This window comes from Mycobacterium sp. IS-3022, from assembly GCF_001500065.1.
In the GTDB taxonomy this organism is placed as follows: domain Bacteria; phylum Actinomycetota; class Actinomycetes; order Mycobacteriales; family Mycobacteriaceae; genus Mycobacterium.
Genome location: NZ_LQIN01000023.1, coordinates 13,886 through 32,295, shown reverse-complemented (window position 1 = coordinate 32,295; position 18,410 = coordinate 13,886). Strand labels below are relative to the sequence as shown.

Here is an 18,410-nt window from a genome sequence, read left to right as displayed (position 1 = left end):
CCACACTACCGCCGCGCGGGCTAGCGCTCGGTGAACCCTTGTAGCGAGTCGCGAGGTTCTGTGAAGTCGGCGACGACGTTGTCGACTCGACCCGGCGCCTCACCGCTTCGCAGCAGGTCAAGTAGTCGCTGGCACGCTTCGCGTGGCCCCTCGGCGACCACTTGCACCCGGCCGTCGGGCTTGTTGGCCGCGAAACCGGTCAGTCCGAGTTCCAGCGCGCGCGACCGCGTCCACCACCGGAAGCCGACGCCTTGAACATGGCCGTGCACCCACGCCGTCAGCCGTACCTCAGCTAACTCCTGCATCATGCACCTCAAAGGTCACTTTGGTCCCGGACTTGAGCGTGCGGCCGACGGTGCAGACCTGGTCGACCGCCCGCTCGACCACCGTGAGTACCCGCGCGACCTCGGCCTCGGACAACCCGGACAGGTCGAGTTCCATGTGCTCTTCGAGCAGCGGGTACCGCTCCTGCTCGCGGTCGGCAGGCCCGGAGACGCGGATCGTCGTGCGGTAGTCGTCGCCGAGCCTGCGGCGTAGCGGCGCGTCACTTGCCATACCGCTGCACGCCGCCAGCGCGATCTTCATCAGTTCGCCCGGCGTGAAGACGCCCTCGACGTCCTCGCTGCCGACGAGCACCTCCGCGCCGCGCGAGCTACGCCCGGTGTAGCGGCGCTCGCCTGTCCGCTCGACCCACAGTTCAGTCATCGCTCCTCTTCTTCGCTCGGCGCGAGCGACCGCAAAATGCCAACTTCCTGCGGCGTGTCGCGTACAAACACGGTCTTTCGCGCAGCTTAAGCCCGCCTCGCCCGCGGCCGGGGTTGGCACCGTGGGCAGTAGAACGACGAGCGGTTCATGAACTTCTCCCGCCGCATCACCGCACCGCAGCGCCGGCACGGCTCGCCTTCGCGGCCGTAGGCATCCAGCGACCGGTCAAAGTAGCCGGATTCGCCGTTGACGTTGACATACAGCGCATCGAACGACGTGCCGCCCTGCGCCAGCGCCTCCCGCATCACCTCGGCGGCCGCGTCGAGCACCTCCGCGAGCTTGGGCCGGGTCAGCGACGACGCCAACCGGGCGCCGTTGACCCTGGCGCGCCACAGCGCCTCGTCGGCGTAGATGTTGCCGATGCCCGACACCACGGTCTGATCCAGCAGCTGCCGCTTGATCTCAGAGCGCTTGTGCCGCAACACCGTGACCACACCATCGCGGTTGAACAGCGGATCCAGCGGGTCGCGGGCCAGATGAGCGACGGGCACCGGCACCTCGCTGCCGTCGACGGTGACCAGTTCGGCGAGCATCCAGCCGCCGAAGGTGCGCTGGTCGACGAAGCTCAACGCGGTGCCGTCGTCGAGCAGCGCGGCGATGCGCAGGTGGTCTTCCCGCGGCACCTCACCCAGCAGCATCTGCCCGCTCATCCCCAGGTGCACCACCAGCGCCGAACCGTCATCCAGAATCAGCCACAGATACTTTCCCCGCCGGCCCGTGCCGACGATGCGCGAATTCAGCAGCCGCGCAGTCAGATCGGCGGGGCCGGCCTCGTGTCTGCGTACCGCGCGCGGATGGTGCACGCGCACCGCGGTGATCGTCTTGTCGACGACGTGCGCGGCCAGTCCGCGCCGGACCACCTCGACCTCGGGAAGCTCAGGCATCTACCTCGGCTGCGGTCAGCGCGTTCCAGGCCGCCGCGGCCGCCTTGAGTTCGGCCTCCTTCTTCGTGCGCCCGACCCCGGTGCCGTATTCGGTGTCGGTGACGACCACCGTCGCGGTGAATTCCTTGTCGTGGTCCGGCCCGGTGGAGCTGACGACGTAACTCGGTGCGCCCAGCCCGCGCGAGGCGGTCAGCTCCTGCAGGCTGCTCTTCCAGTCCAGCCCGGCGCCAAGGGTCGGCGCCGTGTCCAACAACTTGCCGAACAAGCGCAGGATGACCTGCCGGGCGACGGTGATGCCGTGCTCGAGAAAGATTGCGCCGAGCAGGGATTCGACGCCGTCGGCCAGGATGCTGGCCTTGTCGGCGCCGCCGGAGTTTTCCTCGCCTTTGCCCAGCAACAGGTACGCGCCGAGCCCGTCGTCGGTCAGGTGACGACCCACGTCGGCGAGTGCCTGGGTGTTGACGATGCTGGCGCGCAGCTTGGCCAGATCGCCCTCCGACCGGTCGGGGTGCCGGTGGTAGAGCTCCTCGGTGATGGTCAGCCCGAGCACCGCGTCACCGAGAAATTCCAGTCGCTCGTTGGTCGGCAGACCGCCGTTTTCATAGGAGTAGCTGCGGTGGGTGAGCGCGATGGTGAGCAGTTCGTCGGGCAGGTCGACGCCCAGCGCCGCCAGCAGTGCCGCGCGGTCAGTCACGCGTGTCCTCGTCGAACATGCCGGCCAGCTTGGCCCAGCGCGGATCGATTCGCTCGTGGTGGTGCCCGGGTTCGGCTTCGGCCAACGCCACACCGCAGTCCGGGCACAGCCCGGCGCAGTCGGGACCGCACAGCGGGGCGAACGGCAGCGCCAAACCGACGGCGTCGATGATCGGCTGCTCCAGGTTGACGGTGTCGTCGACCACGCGACCGACCTCGTCGGCTTCGGTGGTCTCGTCGGTGGCGCTGTCGGGGTAGGCGAACAGCTCGGTCAGATCGATCTCGACCTCATCGGTGACCGGCGTCAGGCACCGTGCACACTCGCCCGCCGTCGGCGCGGAAACCGTGCCGGTGACGAGCACTCCCTCCGACACCGACTCGACCCGTAGATCGAGCGCCAGCGGGGCGCCTTCCTCGATTCCGATCAGGTCGAGCCCGATCCGCGCCGGGGCGGGCACCGTCTCGGAGACAGCCATCATGGCCCCGGGCCGCCGGCCGAGCCGGGAGATGTTGATCACGAGCGGCGATTGTGACGCGCGATGCGCCGCCGCTTTGGCATGCGTCGCCATGACAGTCGAGTTTACGGCGAGGATTTTTGGCGGCCCTCGGGCGCTCAGCGCGCTGCGTAGTCGTGCGTGCCCGCCGCGGTGCGAAGCTGGTGCCGCCCGCGCCCGACCGAGCGCAGTGTGCCGTTGAGGAAGTCCTCGAACTCCGCGAGCTTGCTGTCGACGTAGATGTCGCATTCTCCGCGCAACCGGTCCGCCTCGGCGTGTGCCGAGTCGATGAGCCGGGTCGCCTCGGCCGTCGCGGTCTGCACGATCTCGGTCTGCGACACCAGCCGCTGTTGCTCCTTGATGCCCTCTTGCACGGCCTTCTCGTAGGCGAGGTTGCCGCTCTCGATGAGCCGGTCGGCTTCGGTCTTGGCGCGTCCGGCGCTGGCCTCGTACTCGCGTTTGGCGGTGGCCGCGATGCGGTTGGCCTCCTCACGGGCCTCCCCGACCATCCGCTCGCTGTGCTGACGGGCCTCGGCCACCATGCGGTCGGCCTGGGCTTTCGCATCCGCCAGCAGCCGGTCGGCCTCCGCGCGGGCGTGGTTGAGCACCGAGTCCGCCTCCGCCGTGGCCGTCGAGACCATCGAGTCGGAATGGTCCTTGGCCTCGCGAAGCATCCCGTCGCGCGCATCGAGGACATCCTGGGCGTCGTCGAGCTCGCCGGGAATCGCGTCCTTGATGTCGTCGATCAACTCGAGGACATCACCGCGGGGCACCACGCAGCCTGCCGTCATCGGCACGCCGCGCGCTTCTTCCACAATCGCGCTCAGTTCATCGAGCGCCTCGAAAACTCGGTACACGGCAACACCCTCCAGGCGTAGTTGACAGTTACCAGTGTGCCTGGTGTTGCCCGTGTGACTCGGCTTCCGCGTCGGTGTGTCGCTTCGGACCTCGTTCATCCTCGACAAACACCGCCGGTTGGCCGGGTCGCACCGCTACCCCAGGCCGCAACTGCCTGCTGAACTGCTCGTGCGCATTATGTCAAGCGCACGGTTGCCGCGATGATCGGGGAAGGCCGGGGGCGCGGCGACTACTTCAGCGCTGCACCGATCAGGTCTCGGGCGCGGTCGAGCATCGAGGCGAACGGTCCAACCGCGAAGTTGGCCTTGGCAGACTCCACGCCGGCGTGCGGATGGGTCGGAGCGATCGCCTCGGCGGCCCGCACTGCGCCCGCCATCCGTTTGAGGTCGTCGCCGTCGAGCTTGCGCTGCAGCTTGTTGAACTCCTCGTGCTCCTCGTGCTCGGCATGCTCGACCACGTCGTCGCGGAACTTCGTCAATTCGTCGATGAACTCCTTCGATCCGAGATCCATCTTCTCGAGCCGCGACAGGAACTCCTTGGCCTCGTGTTCCTCTTTGAGCCGCGCGTCGACGATCGACTCGCCGTCGGCGACCTCTTTGCGGGCCCGCGGATGCACCACCATCTCCTCGGCGGTCTCGTGCACGGCGAGTAGTTGACGAAGATCGGTGAACGCCTTCTCGCGGGCTTTGGTATCCGAGGCGCCGAGCACCTCGTCGAACATGTCCTTGATCAGGTTGTGCTGATCGGTCAGGAACTTCACGACGTCGTCGGTGTTCTGGACGAACGTTTCGACCATGGCAGAAACCTCCTGCGTTTTCGCTATTGGTGTGGGCGCGGATGGGCTGTGCGCCACCCCACGCCTACCCGGCGCAGACGGAAATTAACCCTGGCGAAGCTTGGCCTGCAGCCGCTTGTTGACCGGCGCCGGCAGAAGGTCGGAGACATCGCCGCCCAGCGTCGCGACCTCCTTGGCCAACGACGAGGACACGAACGAATACCGCGGCGTGGTGGCGACGAAGAATGTGTCGACGCCGGCGATGTGTTTGTTCATCTGCGCCATCTGCAGTTCGTATTCGAAGTCGGTGCCGGTGCGAAGGCCCTTGACGATCGCGGTCAGGCCGCGCTGCCTGGCGAAGTCGACGACGAGCCCCTGGCCGGACTCGACGCGCAGGTTCGACAGATGCTCGGTGGACTCCTCGATCATCGCGATGCGCTCGTCGAGCGTGAACATGCCCTTCTTGTTCGGGTTGACCAGCACGGCGATCAGCAATTCGTCGAACTGTGCGGCCGCGCGCTCGAAGATGTCGATGTGACCCAGGGTCACCGGGTCGAAGGAGCCTGGGCATACCGCGCCGCTCATGAGCGATGACGGTATCAGGGCCGTTAGGAGCGCTCCGCCAGCTCCAGGCGGGTGTCCCCATAGCTGCGCGACGGCCACACGTGCCACCCCGGCGGCCAGGTCAGCGGTGGTCCGCTCGCCCCGCGCTCGACGACGACGACGGTGCCGTCGGTGGTCCATCCGCCGTCGACCAACGCCGCGAGCACCTCGGCGACCTCGGCCGCGTCGACGTCGTAGGGCGGGTCGGCGAAGACCACGTCCACGGGCGATGACGCACCGGCCGAGAGCACCGAGGCAACGGTGCCGCGTCGCACCGTCGCCTGCGACACCCCCAAGGTGGCGATGTTGTCGGCGATGACGCGGGCGGCCCGGGCGTCGGATTCCACGAAGACCGCCGACACCGCTCCCCTCGACAACGCCTCGAGGCCGAGGGCGCCGGAGCCGGCGTACAGATCGAGTACCGCCGCCCCGGTGAGGTCGATGCGCGCGGCGAGCACGTTGAACAACGATTCGCGGACCCGATCGGTGGTGGGCCGGGTACCACGCCCAGAACGGCTCTGCGGCACGGTGATTCGTCGACCGCCGAAGGCGCCGGCGACGATGCGGGTCAGCTGACCACCACCAGAAGATCGCCGCCTTCGACTTGAGCCGTCTCCGACACCGCCACCCTGCTGACCTTGCCGGCCTTGGGAGCGGTGATCGCGGCCTCCATCTTCATCGCCTCGATGGTGGCGACCGTCTGGCCCGCCTCCACCTCGTCGTCCACGGCGACGTTTACGGTCACCACACCCGCGAACGGCGCGGCGACGTGGTCGGGGTTGGCGCGGTCGGCCTTTTCGGCGGTCGGGATGTCGCTGGCCACGCTGCGATCACGCACCACCACCGGCCGCAGCTGCCCGTTGAGGATGCACATCACGGTGCGCATACCGCGCTCGTCGGGGTCGGAGATCGCTTCGAGCCCGATCAGCAGTTCGACACCACGTTCCAGCTGGACCCGGTGCTCGTCGCCGTGGCGCAGCCCGTAGAAGAACTGGTTGGCCGACAGGCTCGAGGTGTCGCCGTACTGCTCGCGGTGGGCGTCGAGTTCCTTTGTCGGGCCGGGGAACAACAACCGGTTCAGCGCGGCCTGGCGTTTGGGGCCGGCCTGGGCGAGCACCGCTTCGTCTTCCTCGCTGAGTTCCTGCTGCGGTTTCGCAGGCGCCCGCCCGGCCAGCGCCTTGCTCCGCAGCGGTTCCGGCCACCCGCCGGCCGGCTCGCCGAGCTCGCCGCGCAGAAATCCGATCACCGACTCGGGAATGTCGAATCGCGAAGGGTCCGAAGCGAATTCGTCGGCGCTGATGCCCGCACCGACGAGGGCCAGCGCGAGGTCGCCCACCACCTTCGACGACGGGGTCACCTTCACCAGTCGGCCCAGCACCCGGTCGGCCGCCGCGTAGTTGGCCTCGATCTCCTCGAAACGGTCACCGAACCCGAGCGCGATGGCCTGCTGGCGAAGGTTCGACAGCTGTCCGCCGGGGATCTCGTGGTGATAAACCCGCCCTGTCGGGGCCGGAGGGCCGGCGGCCACAACATCGAAGGGCGCGTAGACCTTTCGCAACGCCTCCCAGTACGGCTCCAAGTCGCACACCGCTTGCAGCGACAACCCGGTGTCGTACTCGGTGTGCGCGGCCGCGGCGACGATCGAGCTGAGCGCGGGCTGACTTGTGGTGCCCGCCAGCGGCGCCGCCGCCCCGTCGACCGCGCTGGCGCCCGCCTGCCAGGCGGCCAGATATGTGGCCAGCTGACCGCCCGGGGTGTCATGGGTGTGCACGTGCACCGGCAGGTCGAATCGGCTGCGCAGCGCGCTGATCAGCGTATGGGCCGCCTGCGGTCGCAGCAGCCCGGCCATGTCCTTGATCGCCAGCACGTGGGCCCCGGCCTCGACGATCTGTTCGGCCAGCTTGAGGTAGTAGTCCAGCGTGTAAAGATTCTCGCCGGGGTCGGACAGGTCGCCGGTGTAGCTCATCGCGACTTCGGCCACCGCCGTGCCGGTCTCGCGGACCGCGTCGATGGCAGGCCGCATGGACTCGACGTTGTTGAGCGCGTCGAAGATCCGGTAGATGTCGATGCCGGTCGCGGTCGCCTCGGCGACGAACGCGTCGGTGACCGTCTCCGGATACGGGGTGTAGCCGACGGTGTTGCGGCCCCGCAACAGCATCTGCAAGCAGATGTTGGGCACCGCCTCGCGCAGCGCGGCCAGCCGTTCCCACGGGTCTTCCTTCAGAAAGCGAAGCGCCACATCGTAAGTCGCGCCGCCCCAGCATTCCAGCGACAGCAGCTGCGGCGTCATCCGCGCGATGTAGGGCGCCACCATCAGCAGACCGGTGGTGCGCAGGCGGGTGGCCAGCAGCGACTGGTGCGCGTCGCGGAATGTCGTGTCGGTGACAGCCAACGGCTTGGAGTCGCGCAGCCATCGGGCGAACCCGTAGGGCCCGAGTTCGGTCAGCAGTTGCTTGCTGCCGGCCGGCGCGGGGGCGTCGAGGTCGATCTCGGGAAGCTTGTCCTGCGGATACACCGACGCGGTGCGCGGGCCGTGCGGCTGGTTCACCGTGACATCGGCCAGGTAGTTGAGGATCTTGGTGCCGCGGTCGGCCGGGGTCCGCGCGGTCAGCAGATACGGGCGTTCGTCGATGAACGACGTGCTGATGCGGCCGGCGCGGAAGTCGGCGTCGTTCACCACCGCCTGTAGGAACGGGATGTTCGTCGACACGCCGCGGATGCGGAACTCGGCCAGCGCGCGGCGCGAGCGCGCCACCGCGGCACCGAAGTCGCGGCCCCGGCACGTCAGTTTGACCAGCATCGAGTCGAAGTGGGCACTGATTTCCGCGCCGAGGTGGGTGCCGCCGTCGAGCCGGATGCCCGCGCCGCCCGGCGTGCGATAGCCGGTGATGCGGCCGGTGTCGGGGCGAAAGCCGTTGGCCGGATCCTCGGTGGTGATGCGGCACTGCAGGGCGAAACCCCGCGGCGCCGTCATCATGTCCTGACCCAGCCCCAGATCCTCGAGCGTCTCGCCGTCGGCGATGCGCAACTGCGACGACACCAGGTCGACGTCGGTGATCTCCTCGGTGACGGTGTGCTCGACCTGGATGCGGGGATTGCACTCGATGAACACGTAGTGACCGCGCTCGTCGAGAAGGAATTCGACGGTGCCCGCGAACGTGTAGTCGATCTGACGGGCGAAGGTGACCGCGTCGGCGCAAATCCGTTGCCGCAGTTCGTCGGACAGGTTCGGTGCCGGCGCCATCTCGATGACCTTCTGGTGCCGGCGCTGCACGCTGCAGTCGCGTTCGAAGAGGTGCATCACGTTGCCGTGGGTGTCGGCCAGGATCTGCACCTCGATGTGGCGGGGGTTGAGCACCGCCTGCTCGAGATACAGCGTCGGGTCGCCGAATGCCGACTCGGCCTCACGCGACGCGGCATCGATCGCATCCGGCAACGCGTCGAGGTCGGCGACGCGTCGCATCCCGCGGCCGCCACCGCCGGAAACGGCCTTGACGAACAACGGGAACTCGAGGCTCGACGCGGCGGCCATCAGCTCATCGGCCGAGGCCGACGGCGCCGACGAGTTCAGCACCGGCAGGCCGGCGGCGCGGGCCGCGTCGATCGCGCGCGATTTGTTGCCGGTCAACTCGAGCACTTTCGCGCTGGGCCCGATGAACGTGATCCCGCTGTCGACGCACGCGGCGGCGAGCTCGGGGTTCTCCGACAGGAAGCCGTAGCCCGGATACACGGCGTCGGCGCCGGCATGCTTGGCCACCCGGATGATCTCGTCGACCGACAGGTAGGCCCGAACCGGATGTCCGGTTTCGCCGATCTGATAGGACTCGTCGGCCTTCAGCCGGTGCAGGGAGTTGCGGTCCTCGTGTGCGTACACCGCAACCGTGTCGATCCCCATCTCATAGGCGGCACGGAAGGCCCGGATCGCGATCTCTCCGCGATTGGCGACCAGGACTTTAGAAATCACGGGCGCTCACGCACGTACTGTATCGCCCGCTGACCCTAGACCAGCGTGGACCAGTAGCTCCAGAAGCGCACGAGGATCAACAGCAGCAGGCCGGTGAACCACAACGCCACCAGCGACCACCGCCAGGTGTGCAATCCACGCGCGACCGCGTTGCCCCGCTGAGGCTGCAGAGCGATGGCGGCGACCACGACCAGCAGCGGGATCGTCACCGCCCACACCACCATGCAGTACGGGCACAACGCGCCGATGCGGTACAGACTTTGGAAGATCAGCCAGTGCACGAACGCGGCGCCCAGCAGCGTGCCGGTGGCCAGGCCGGCCCAATACCAGCGCGGCAGCTCGACGCGCGCCAGCGCCAGCACGCCGGTCACCACGACGATCGTGAACGAGACGATGCCGATCAGCGAGTTGGGGAAGCCGAACACCGAGGCCTGCGGCGTGATCATCACCGAACCGCAGGACAGCACCGGGTTGAAACTGCAGGAGGGAACGTACTCCGGGTCGATCAGTAGCTCGATCTTCTCGACGGTCAACAGGACCGCCGCGACGAGCCCCAGCACACCCGCGATCAGGATCCAGACCGCGCTCGGGCGCCCCACCGGCAGGCCCGTCGGCTCCTCAGCCGCGGGCTCGGTCGGCGAGACGGCGCCGGGCGCGGCGACCGTCACGGCGCGGGCTGCGGTGTCGGATCGGGGTTCGGCGGCGGGGCCCCGGCGTCCAGCGCGGGCACCTCGCCGACGATCTTCTCGATCTCGGCGATCAACGCGTCAGGGGTGGACGGCGAGTAGTCCTCGCCGTTGATGCGGATCGTCGGCGTCGAGTTGACGCCGGCGGCTTTGGCAAGGCCCTTGACCATCTTCTCGTAGCGGCCGCTGTTGATGCACTCGGGAACCTCGCCGGTCACACCCGCTTGCCGGGCGATTTCGATGAGCCGGGCGTTGTCGGGGAACGGGCCGACGCCCTCGGGCGGCTGCTGGGCGAACAGCGCGGCATGGAAACGCCGGAAGGCTTCCTTGTCCGCGTCGGCCACGCAGTACGCCGCGTTGGCCGCGCGTGTCGAGTAGCCCTGCCCCGCACGGTCGAGGATGGAGACCATGTAGTAGTCGGCGGCGACGGCACCGCTGTCGATGAGCTTGTTGATCGTGGGCCCGAACTGCTTTTCGAAGTTGCCGCACGCGGGGCACAGGAAGTCCTCGTAGAGCGACAGCACGGCTTTGGGCTCGGAGGTGCCCTCCTTGGTGATCACGTTGCTCGACGCCACGTGGACCGCCCTGACTTCACCTTCGCCGGGTTTGTCGCCCTTGGTCATCACGATGTACACCACCAGCGCGACGGCGAAGACCACGACGACGGCGGTCAGGCCGATCTGCACCGCCAGATTGCGCTTGCGATCGGCTGCCTTCAGGTCGTAGCGCGGGGTCTTCTTCGGTTTCGAGGCCACGGGGGTAAGAGTACCGGCGCTGCTCCGACGGCCTGTCAGTCGCGGGCCAGATGAGCCCGCAGCGCGGAGATCACTTCGGCGACGGCGGTGGTGCTGTCGCCGCCGAACGGGAAGAAGTTGGCGAATCCGTGGACCAACGAACCGAACTCGCGGTGGTCGACCGGTACGCCCGCGGCCCGCATCGCTTCCGCGTACTGCCTGCCCTCGTCGCGCAGCGGGTCGAACCCGGCGGTGACCACCAGCGCAGGCGGCAGCCCGGACAAGTCGTCGGCCAGCAGTGGCGACACCCGCGGGTCGTCGGCGGCGATTCCCCCGCTGAGGTACCTGTCTCGGAACCATCCGAGGTCGTCCCTGGTCAGGAAGTAGCCGTTCGCGAACAGCGTCTGCGACCGCGTCTCGGCGCTGTAGTCGGTGACCGGGTACAGGAGCAACTGCACGGCCGGCAGCGGGCCGCCGGCGCGGGCGCGGTGCGCGACGAGCGCCGCCTGGTTTCCGCCCGCGCTGTCGCCACCGACGGCGATGCGGTCCGGGTCGACACCCAGTTCGGCGGCGTGGTCGTGCGCCCACCGGAACGCGGCGTACGCGTCGTCGGTGCCCGCGGGCGCCGGATGCTCGGGCGCCAGGCGATAGTCGACCGAGAGCACATGCATACCGCCGCGTCGGCAGATCTCGCGGCACAGGTCGTCGTGGGTGTCGATGCTTCCGATGACCTGGCCGCCGCCATGGAAGAAGACCAGCAGAGGACCGTGGCCCTCGATCGGTCGGTAGTGACGCGCCCGGACGGGTCCGGCAGGTCCTGGGATCGAGATGTTGCTCACCGCGGCGACGGGGATGCTCTGCTTGAAGCTGGCGGCCAGCACCTCCAGTTGGTCCCGGGCCGCACCGACCTCGTCGGCGTTGACCAGTCCGTCGAGGCCGGCGAGCTTCTGCCCGGCGAGCATCAGCGCAAGTGTGGTGTCGAGCGTGTTGCCGTCGATGGTGACCGTGCGGCCGCCGAGCAGTATGCGTTTGACCGCGTGCGGGATGTGCGGAAGTGCGCGCATGGTGACACCGGCCGCGGCGTTGACGACGGCCTCCCGGCGGCTCGGGCTCCGGGAACCTACGGCTGGCAGACTTTCAGTCATGGCTTCTCCATCGATCACGTTGAATGACGGTAATTCGATACCTCAGGTCGGACTCGGCGTTTGGCAGACCCCGGCGCAGGACACCGAACGGGCAGCCGCAACCGCCCTCGACGCCGGCTACCGGCACATCGACACCGCCGCCGCGTACGGCAACGAACGCGAGGTCGGCCAGGCCGTCAAGAAATCGGGGCTGCCTCGCGAGGACGTTTTCATCACCACGAAACTGTGGAACGCCGACCACGGCTACGACAGCACGCTGACCGCGTTCGACAAGAGCATGGAGCGTTTGCAGCTCGACTACCTCGACCTCTACCTCATCCACTGGCCGATGCCGGCCAACGGCGCGTTCGTCGAAACCTTCAAGGCCTTCGCACACCTGCGTGAGCAGGGCCGCATCCGGTCGATCGGGGTGAGCAACTTCGAGCCCGAGCACCTGCGGGCGCTGGTCGACGCGACCGGGATCGTCCCCGCCGTCAACCAGATCGAACTTCACCCGCTGCTCCAGCAGGAGGAGCTTCGGGAGGTGCACGCGCAGCTGGGCATCGCCACCGAAGCGTGGAGTCCGCTCGGACAGGGGTCACTGCTGTCGAACGACGCCGTCGGCTCGGTCGCCGGGGCGCATGGTAAGACGCCGGCACAGGTGTTGATTAGGTGGCATATGCAGCTCGGCAATATAGTCATCCCGAAGTCGGTGACCCCCGAGAGAATCGTGAGCAACTTCGACGTGTTCGATTTCGAGCTGAGCGAGCAGGACATGGCGTCCATCTCCGCGCTCGGCGACGGCACTCGGTTGGGTCCCGATCCGCGAACATTCGAGTTCACAGGATAGGTGAGATGACCCAACCGCAGGGCAACGCCGGCGCGATTCCGACCGTCACCCTCAACGACGACAACACGATGCCGGTGCTCGGCCTTGGCGTCGGCGAACTGTCGGACACCGAGACCGAGAAGGCGGTGCTGGCGGCGTTGGCGGCGGGCTACCGGCTGATCGACACGGCGGCCGCGTACGGCAACGAGGAAGCGGTCGGGCGGGCAATCAAGGCGTCCGGTGTGCCGCGCGAAGAGGTCTTCGTCACCACCAAGCTGGCCACCCCGGACCTCGGTTTTCAGTCGTCCCAGGATGCGCTCAAGGCGAGCCTCGGCCGGCTGGGGCTCGACTACGTCGATCTCTACCTGATCCACTGGCCGGCCGGCGAGCACGGTAAGTACGTCGACAGCTGGGGCGGGCTGATGAAGCGCAAGGAGGTCGGCGACACGAAGTCGATCGGCGTCTGCAACTTCCACGCCGAACATCTGTCGAACATCATCGATTTGTCGTTCTTCACCCCGGCGATCAACCAGATCGAACTTCACCCGCTGCTGAACCAGGCGGAGCTGCGCGAGGTCAACGCGGGCTACGGGATCGTCACCGAGGCCTACGGGCCGTTGGGCGTCGGCCGGTTGCTCGACCACGAGGCCGTCACCTCGGTCGCGCAGTCGCACGGCAAGACCCCGGCGCAGGTGCTGATCCGGTGGAGCCTGCAACTGGGCAACGTGGTCATCGCCCGCTCGTCGTCACCGGAGCGGATCGCCTCGAATCTCGAGGTGTTCGACTTCGAACTCGACGAGGATCAGATGGCCGCGCTCAATGGCCTCGATGAGGGCACCCGATTCCGTCCGGACCCGGAAACCTACACCGGCACCTAGTTTTTCCTGCGCGAAAACCACCGCGAGAACCTGCGCGAGAACCTGCGCGAGCAGACGCAAAGTGTCCTGAAAAGGCCTCGAAAAGCGGCTTTGCGTCTGTTCGCGGGAAAGAGTCAGCCGGTGGGGCAGGTTGCCGCGGCCTGGCGCAGCACCGTGGCCGACGGCATGTCGACCGGCAGCCCATACCCGCGCAGCACTTCGATGAACTGCATCGCGTACTGACAGTGGAACGCCGCGTTGGGCGGCATCCAGTCGGCCGGTTCGGAATCGCCTTTGTCCTGGTTGGCCGCTCCGGCCACCGCCAGCAGGTTGGCGGGATCGTTCGCAAACCGGATACGCAGATCGTCGGGCCAGTGCCGCGCACCGAGATCCCAGGCAAGCGCGAGCGGAACGATGTGATCGATCTGCACTGCGGCGCCCGTCTTCTCACCGCGAGTGAAGGCGACAACGGCGTTGGTGTACGGGTCGTGCAGCGTGCCGGTGGCCACCGCGTCGGGGCACCGTTTGATCGGCACGAACGTCTTGTCGTCCAGGTCGCGGTTGAGAATGTCGTTGCGGGTGTCGCAGCCGTTGTACCCGCCGGGAGCGGAGTTGTCGTCGGTCCAGCTGTCCCCGAAAGCGGCTCTGTGGTAGTCGTATCCGCGGATGCGCATCGGTATGACGGGCACACCCGCGAGAACGTCGGCGCCGGGCGCGACGGTCGGAATGTCGGCACGCGCGATGAAATGCGTCCGGTCCGCCGCCGACATCACGGCCTGCGCGGCAACGACCACAGCGAGCGCAACGATCGCGGTCAACCACAGTAGCTTCTTGCGGTTCAAGACTTGTCCAAGAACTCGACGCGGTCGGTGTCGACGAACGGTGCGGCCAGTGAAGCCATGCCCGGGTTGGCGGGATCCTGCTCATAGAGCGCCGCGCAGAAGTCCCGGGCCGCCAGGATGATGTCGAGGTGCTCGAGCAGCGACAGGAACCGCAGCGTGATCGCCCGCCCGGACTGGTTGAGTCCCAACACATCTCCTTCCTGGCGCTCGTAGAGGTCCAGGTCGGCGAGCTTGAAGCCGTCCAACGTCGATGCGACGGCGTTCAACCGGGCACCGGCCTTCGAACCTTCCGGCAGCTTCGTGACGAGTAGGCACAGGCTGGAATGCTGTCCGCGACCGATCCGTCCGCGCAGCTGGTGCAGCTGGCTGATGCCGAAGCGGTCGGCGTCCATCACGACCATCACGGTCGCATTGGGCACATCGACGCCGACCTCGATGACTGTGGTGCACACCAGCACGTCAATCTCACCCGAGCGGAACGCCGCCATCACCGCGTCCTTCTCGTCGGAGGGCAGCCTGCCGTGCATGAGCCCGAGCCGAAGACCGGACAGGGGGCCGCTGCTGCTCAGCCGGTCGAAGAGTTCGACGACCGTGATCGGCGGCGGGCGGCCCCGCTGCTCCTCGTCGTCCTCGTCTTTGGCCTTGTCGTTCTCGTCGATGCGCGACGCGACCACGTACGCCTGGCGCCCGGAGTTGACCTCCTCGGCGATGCGGGTCCACGCACGGTCGAGCCATGCGGGCCTCTGGGTGGCGAAGACGGTGTTCGTCGTGATCGGCTGGCGCCCTCTCGGCAGCTCACGCAGCGTCGAGGTCTCCAGATCGCCGTAGTAGGTGAGCGCTACGGTGCGCGGTATCGGCGTGGCGGTCATCACCAGCAGATGCGGTGTCGCACCTTCGGGAGCCTTGGCGCGCAACCGGTCTCGCTGCTCGACACCGAACCGGTGCTGCTCGTCGACGACCACCATGCCGAGGCGGTGGAACTCGACCGCATCCTGCAACAGCGCATGGGTTCCGATCACGATGCCCGCATCGCCGCCTGCGACCTCGTCGCGCACCGCACGTTTCTGTTGGGCCGTCATCGATCCCGTGAGCAGCACAACGCGAGTGGCACCGTCCACGCCGCCGAGTTGCCCGCCCATCCCCAGCGGGCCAAGCACGTCGCGGATCGACCGCGCATGTTGGGCCGCAAGGACTTCCGTCGGCGCCAGCAGCGCGCATTGATAGCCGGCATCGACCATCTGCAACATCGCGAGCACGGCGACGATCGTCTTACCCGAACCTACCTCGCCCTGCAGCATTCGGTTCATCGGCCGGGTGGACGCCAACTCCGACGAGATGACGTCGAGCACTTCCCTTTGGCCATCGGTCAATTCGAACGGCAACCGGTTGTGCAGGGCGTCGACGAGTCCGCCGTCGCGGCGGACCGCGACCGGACCGGATTCACTGAGTTCGCCGTGGCGTCGATCGGCCAGGGCCCATTGCAGACCGATGGCTTCGTCGTAGGTCAGGCGCGCGACCGCAGCATCGCGCTCGGCGGATCTCTCGGCAGTGTGGATCGCTCGGAGCGCCCGGTCTTCTGTGATCAGATCGTGTTGTCGCAGAAAAGATTCCGGCAGCGGTTCGGGAATCGGGTCCAACACGTCGAGCACCTGACGTACGCAGGCGTAGATCTCCCAGGTCTGCACCTTTTTGCAGGCCGGGTAGATCGGAAAGAAGTCCCGTTCGAAGGCCGCCAGCAATTCGTCGCCGGTCGCGCCGGATGCCTCGGCGATGGCCTTGAGTGACTTCGACCCCTTCATGGCGCCACTGTCGTGCAGGACGAGGAAGGCCGGATGGGTCAGCTGCATGGTGCCCTTGAAGTAGCCGACCTCCCCGGACAGCATCACCTTCGCTCCCGCGACCAACTGCTTCTTGAGGTACTTGACGTTGAAGAACGTCGCGGTCACCTTCGGCTTGCGGCGGCCGAGGGTGACCACGAGGTACTCACGCCGAGGCTCTCGATTCGTCCGCTTCAGTTCGGCTTTCGTGATGACGTCGACGAAGGTGACGTGAACGCCTTCCTCGAGATTCTCGTCGTCGTTGACGGTCGTCATCTCGTCGCTGTACTTGCGGGGGTAGTGGCGCAGCAGATCGTTCACCGTGCGGATGCCGAAGTGCTCCTCGAGCGGATCGGCCGCCTTCCTGCCGAGCACGTAGTCGAGGCGGTCGGTCAGCGTGGCCACGGCTACTCCACCCCGATCAGCAGCGCGTCGCCGCGGTGGCCGGTGTGATACGTGACCAGCTCCGCGCCGAGGTGCCGCTGGTGGACGTGGTCCTGCAGCGCCGCAGCGACACTGTCGTCCACTCCGGCTCCGGTGAGCACCGTGACCAGTTCCCCGCCGGCGGCGAGCAGCAGGTCGATCAGGCCCGCACCGGCCGCGGCCAGGTCATCACCGACGATCAGCACCTCATCGCCCGAGATACCGAGGCCGTCGCCGGGTTTGCACATGCCGGCCCAGGTGAGCGCTTCCTCCGTGGCCACCCGCACCGACCCGTGCCGGGCCCCGGCGGCCGCCCTGGCCATCGTGTATCCGTCGTCGACGGCCTGGCGCTCGGCGTCGTGAACCGCCAGCGCCGCCAGCCCTTGCACCATCGAAGCGGCGGGCACCGGCACCACGTCGATGCCCCACCCCATCGCGGCCGTGCACCCGGCGACGAGTTCCTCGGCGGCGACATATCCGTTCGGCAGGATCATCGCCTGTCCGGCGTCGGCGTTGACCAGTGCGTGCAGCAGTTGCTTGGCGCTGACCGGCGTATCGCGCTCGATCCGCAGCACCTGTGCGCCCTCGGCCGCGAACAACTGCTCGGCACCGGCCCCGTCGACGACCGCCAGCACGACCCGACCGCGAGACCACCCGGCCGTCGGACGCGCCGCCGCGGTGCCAGTGAGCGCAGTGACCTGGATGCGGCTGGGAGTGCCCACCGCGAAGGCCGCCTCGACCGCCGCGCCGGCGTCGTCGGCATGCACGTGTACCGAGTACTGCCCCGCGCCGCCCGACGAAGCGGCGATCGCCACCGAGTCGCCCAGCGCGTCCAGTTCGCCGCGCAGTCGCTCCACCCCGGCCGCGTCACACCCACTGAGTAGGTACATCACCTCGAACTGCGGGGCAGCGACGACGTGGGCCGTGGCCGCATCGGTGCGCGGCGGCGCCGGCACGTACTCCGCTCTGTGCGGCGCGTGCCCCGTCAGCGTCTTGCTCATCGCGTCGAGCAGGACCAGCAGCCCACGACCGCCGGCGTCCACCACGCCGGCCCGGGCCAGCACGTCGAGCTGGCCGGTGGTCTTGTCCAGCGACCGCGCCGCCGCGTCGGCCGCGGTGAACACCACATCGGCGAGTGGAACGCCGTCGGCCACGGCGTGCCCGGCGCCGTCGGCCGCGTCCTGAAGCACGGTCACGATGGTGCCCGGTACGGCGCGGCCCATGGACTCGACCACCAGGTCCACGGCGTGGCGCAGCACCGCGGCGAACAGCGTTCCGTCGACGGTCGGCGCTTCGGCGGTGAGCTCGGCCAACGCGCGCAGGATCTGGGACAGGATCACGCCGGAATTGCCGCGCGCCCCGTTCAGGGCCCCGCGAGCCAGCGCCGCGGCCACCTCGGGGACGTCTTCGGCGCCGGTCAGCGCGTCGGCCTGCGCCCACGCCGAACGCATGGTGAACAGCATGTTCGTACCGGTGTCGGCGTCCGCCACGGGGAACACGTTGAGCCGGTTGATCTCCTCGGCGTGGGTGATCAGGTCACCGACCGCGGTGTGCGCCCATTCCCGCAGGGTGGAGGCATCGAGCAGTCGAGCCGACATGCTTAACCTCCAACAGAATGTGGCGTCCTCCACGCCCACGCCGTGCGGGTCAGCCTAACCACTGGACCCGACAGTGCCGCCCACGATGCCGTGATGACGTTCGCGCCGGTGGACGGGCTTCTGAGCGCCCGCGCGCGGGATGGGGACAGCGTTTTGGCGATCACTGCGGCGGCCGGTATCCTGGTCAGGTTGTCGGGTCAGCCGCGCCGGTCGCGGCGCAGCGGCCCGGACCCCCACGTACTGATCGACAGGAGTTGGAGCATATGGCTGCCGTGTGCGATATCTGCGGGAAGGGCCCCGGCTTCGGCAAGTCGGTCTCGCACTCCCATCGCCGGACCAGCCGTCGGTGGAATCCCAACATCCAGACCGTGCGCGCCGTGACCCGCCCCGGCGGCAACAAGCAGCGGATGAACGTGTGCACGTCGTGCATCAAGGCCGGAAAGGTCGCGCGCGGCTGACCCGCA

The 18,410-nt window shown here is 67.9% G+C and carries 19 protein-coding genes; 3 read left to right on the top strand and 16 right to left on the bottom strand.

Going from position 1 to position 18,410, the window contains the following annotated elements; translation table 11 throughout:
* Positions 1-20: 20 nt before the first annotated feature.
* The 13 genes from AU188_RS14440 to AU188_RS14380 form a co-directional block, all read right to left on the bottom strand.
* A complete protein-coding gene (locus tag AU188_RS14440; RefSeq protein ID WP_059164737.1) occupies positions 21-305 on the bottom strand; it encodes an acylphosphatase in 285 nt (94 codons plus the stop codon).
* Positions 289-705 carry an OsmC family protein gene (locus tag AU188_RS14435; protein WP_059164392.1) on the bottom strand — a complete coding sequence of 139 codons (417 nt, stop codon included), beginning with the start codon at positions 703-705 and terminating at the stop codon, positions 289-291. The genes AU188_RS14440 and AU188_RS14435 overlap by 17 nt, the downstream gene beginning before the upstream one ends.
* An 86-nt stretch (positions 706-791) precedes the next feature.
* Entirely contained in the window at positions 792-1,649 is an 858-nt protein-coding gene (gene mutM, locus AU188_RS14430) for a DNA-formamidopyrimidine glycosylase (RefSeq protein ID WP_059164391.1), read from the bottom strand.
* Positions 1,642-2,343, bottom strand: a complete 702-nt coding sequence (gene rnc / locus AU188_RS14425; protein WP_059164390.1) for a ribonuclease III — start codon at positions 2,341-2,343, stop codon at positions 1,642-1,644. The genes mutM and rnc overlap by 8 nt, the downstream gene beginning before the upstream one ends.
* Complete coding sequence (locus tag AU188_RS14420; protein ID WP_059164389.1) at positions 2,336-2,911, bottom strand: YceD family protein; 576 nt, start codon at positions 2,909-2,911, stop codon at positions 2,336-2,338. The genes rnc and AU188_RS14420 overlap by 8 nt, the downstream gene beginning before the upstream one ends.
* A gap of 44 nt (positions 2,912-2,955) precedes the next feature.
* On the bottom strand, positions 2,956-3,693 hold the full coding sequence (sepIVA, locus tag AU188_RS14415; RefSeq protein ID WP_059099631.1) for a cell division protein SepIVA: 738 nt from the start codon (positions 3,691-3,693) through the stop codon (positions 2,956-2,958).
* 230 nt (positions 3,694-3,923) lie between these two features.
* Positions 3,924-4,490, bottom strand: coding sequence for a hemerythrin domain-containing protein (locus AU188_RS14410; RefSeq protein WP_059164388.1), 567 nt, complete (start codon positions 4,488-4,490; stop codon positions 3,924-3,926).
* Between the two features lie 84 nt (positions 4,491-4,574).
* Positions 4,575-5,054, bottom strand: coding sequence for a pantetheine-phosphate adenylyltransferase (coaD, locus tag AU188_RS14405; RefSeq protein WP_059164387.1), 480 nt, complete (start codon positions 5,052-5,054; stop codon positions 4,575-4,577).
* A 23-nt stretch (positions 5,055-5,077) separates the two neighbouring features.
* Positions 5,078-5,644: a 16S rRNA (guanine(966)-N(2))-methyltransferase RsmD gene (gene rsmD / locus AU188_RS14400; RefSeq protein ID WP_059164386.1), complete on the bottom strand. Its 567-nt coding sequence runs from the start codon at positions 5,642-5,644 to the stop codon at positions 5,078-5,080.
* Positions 5,641-9,036 (bottom strand): pyruvate carboxylase, encoded by a 3,396-nt coding sequence (locus AU188_RS14395; RefSeq protein WP_059164385.1) that lies wholly within the window; start codon positions 9,034-9,036, stop codon positions 5,641-5,643. The genes rsmD and AU188_RS14395 overlap by 4 nt, the downstream gene beginning before the upstream one ends.
* Before the next feature lie 35 nt (positions 9,037-9,071).
* Positions 9,072-9,704 carry a vitamin K epoxide reductase family protein gene (locus tag AU188_RS14390; protein WP_059164384.1) on the bottom strand — a complete coding sequence of 211 codons (633 nt, stop codon included), beginning with the start codon at positions 9,702-9,704 and terminating at the stop codon, positions 9,072-9,074.
* On the bottom strand, positions 9,701-10,477 hold the full coding sequence (locus AU188_RS14385; RefSeq protein ID WP_059164383.1) for a DsbA family protein: 777 nt from the start codon (positions 10,475-10,477) through the stop codon (positions 9,701-9,703). Before AU188_RS14385 ends, AU188_RS14390 begins: the two co-directional genes overlap by 4 nt.
* Before the next feature lie 35 nt (positions 10,478-10,512).
* The gene (locus AU188_RS14380; RefSeq protein WP_059164382.1) at positions 10,513-11,601 is read right to left on the bottom strand and encodes an alpha/beta hydrolase; all 1,089 of its coding nucleotides are present in this window, start codon (positions 11,599-11,601) and stop codon (positions 10,513-10,515) included.
* Between AU188_RS14380 and AU188_RS14375 the strand changes: the two genes are divergently transcribed.
* Together AU188_RS14375 and AU188_RS14370 are read left to right on the top strand one after the other, a co-directional pair.
* Positions 11,600-12,430 carry an aldo/keto reductase gene (locus AU188_RS14375; RefSeq protein ID WP_059164381.1) on the top strand — a complete coding sequence of 277 codons (831 nt, stop codon included), beginning with the start codon at positions 11,600-11,602 and terminating at the stop codon, positions 12,428-12,430. The genes AU188_RS14380 and AU188_RS14375 overlap by 2 nt on opposite strands.
* A 5-nt stretch (positions 12,431-12,435) precedes the next feature.
* A complete protein-coding gene (locus AU188_RS14370; RefSeq protein WP_059164380.1) occupies positions 12,436-13,287 on the top strand; it encodes an aldo/keto reductase in 852 nt (283 codons plus the stop codon).
* 113 nt (positions 13,288-13,400) lie between these two features.
* Here AU188_RS14370 and AU188_RS14365 read toward each other — a convergent pair whose 3' ends face one another.
* The 3 genes from AU188_RS14365 to AU188_RS14355 are packed head-to-tail and all read right to left on the bottom strand — an operon-like array spanning position 13,401 to position 17,946.
* On the bottom strand, positions 13,401-14,108 hold the full coding sequence (locus tag AU188_RS14365) for an HNH endonuclease family protein (RefSeq protein ID WP_059164379.1): 708 nt from the start codon (positions 14,106-14,108) through the stop codon (positions 13,401-13,403).
* Positions 14,105-16,330, bottom strand: a complete 2,226-nt coding sequence (gene recG, locus AU188_RS14360) for an ATP-dependent DNA helicase RecG (protein ID WP_059164378.1) — start codon at positions 16,328-16,330, stop codon at positions 14,105-14,107. The genes AU188_RS14365 and recG overlap by 4 nt, the downstream gene beginning before the upstream one ends.
* 2 nt (positions 16,331-16,332) lie before the next feature.
* Positions 16,333-17,946, bottom strand: a complete 1,614-nt coding sequence (locus tag AU188_RS14355) for a DAK2 domain-containing protein (protein ID WP_059164377.1) — start codon at positions 17,944-17,946, stop codon at positions 16,333-16,335.
* A 263-nt stretch (positions 17,947-18,209) separates the two neighbouring features.
* Between AU188_RS14355 and rpmB the strand changes: the two genes are divergently transcribed.
* The gene (gene rpmB, locus AU188_RS14350) at positions 18,210-18,404 is read left to right on the top strand and encodes a 50S ribosomal protein L28 (protein ID WP_059164376.1); all 195 of its coding nucleotides are present in this window, start codon (positions 18,210-18,212) and stop codon (positions 18,402-18,404) included.
* Positions 18,405-18,410 lie beyond the last annotated feature (6 nt).

Excerpts from the sequence above, each read along its gene's own strand:
- AU188_RS14440 (WP_059164737.1), bottom strand. The coding sequence starts at position 305 with ATGCAGGAGTTAGCTGAGGTACGGCTGACGGCGTGGGTGCACGGCCAT.
- AU188_RS14410 (WP_059164388.1), bottom strand. The coding sequence starts at position 4,490 with ATGGTCGAAACGTTCGTCCAGAACACCGACGACGTCGTGAAGTTCCTG.
- AU188_RS14370 (WP_059164380.1), top strand. The coding sequence starts at position 12,436 with ATGACCCAACCGCAGGGCAACGCCGGCGCGATTCCGACCGTCACCCTC.
- mutM (WP_059164391.1), bottom strand. The coding sequence starts at position 1,649 with ATGCCTGAGCTTCCCGAGGTCGAGGTGGTCCGGCGCGGACTGGCCGCG.
- AU188_RS14375 (WP_059164381.1), top strand. The coding sequence starts at position 11,600 with ATGGCTTCTCCATCGATCACGTTGAATGACGGTAATTCGATACCTCAG.
- AU188_RS14420 (WP_059164389.1), bottom strand. The coding sequence starts at position 2,911 with ATGGCGACGCATGCCAAAGCGGCGGCGCATCGCGCGTCACAATCGCCG.
- AU188_RS14380 (WP_059164382.1), bottom strand. The coding sequence starts at position 11,601 with ATGACTGAAAGTCTGCCAGCCGTAGGTTCCCGGAGCCCGAGCCGCCGG.
- coaD (WP_059164387.1), bottom strand. The coding sequence starts at position 5,054 with ATGAGCGGCGCGGTATGCCCAGGCTCCTTCGACCCGGTGACCCTGGGT.
- rpmB (WP_059164376.1), top strand. The coding sequence starts at position 18,210 with ATGGCTGCCGTGTGCGATATCTGCGGGAAGGGCCCCGGCTTCGGCAAG.
- AU188_RS14355 (WP_059164377.1), bottom strand. The coding sequence starts at position 17,946 with ATGTCGGCTCGACTGCTCGATGCCTCCACCCTGCGGGAATGGGCGCAC.
- AU188_RS14435 (WP_059164392.1), bottom strand. The coding sequence starts at position 705 with ATGACTGAACTGTGGGTCGAGCGGACAGGCGAGCGCCGCTACACCGGG.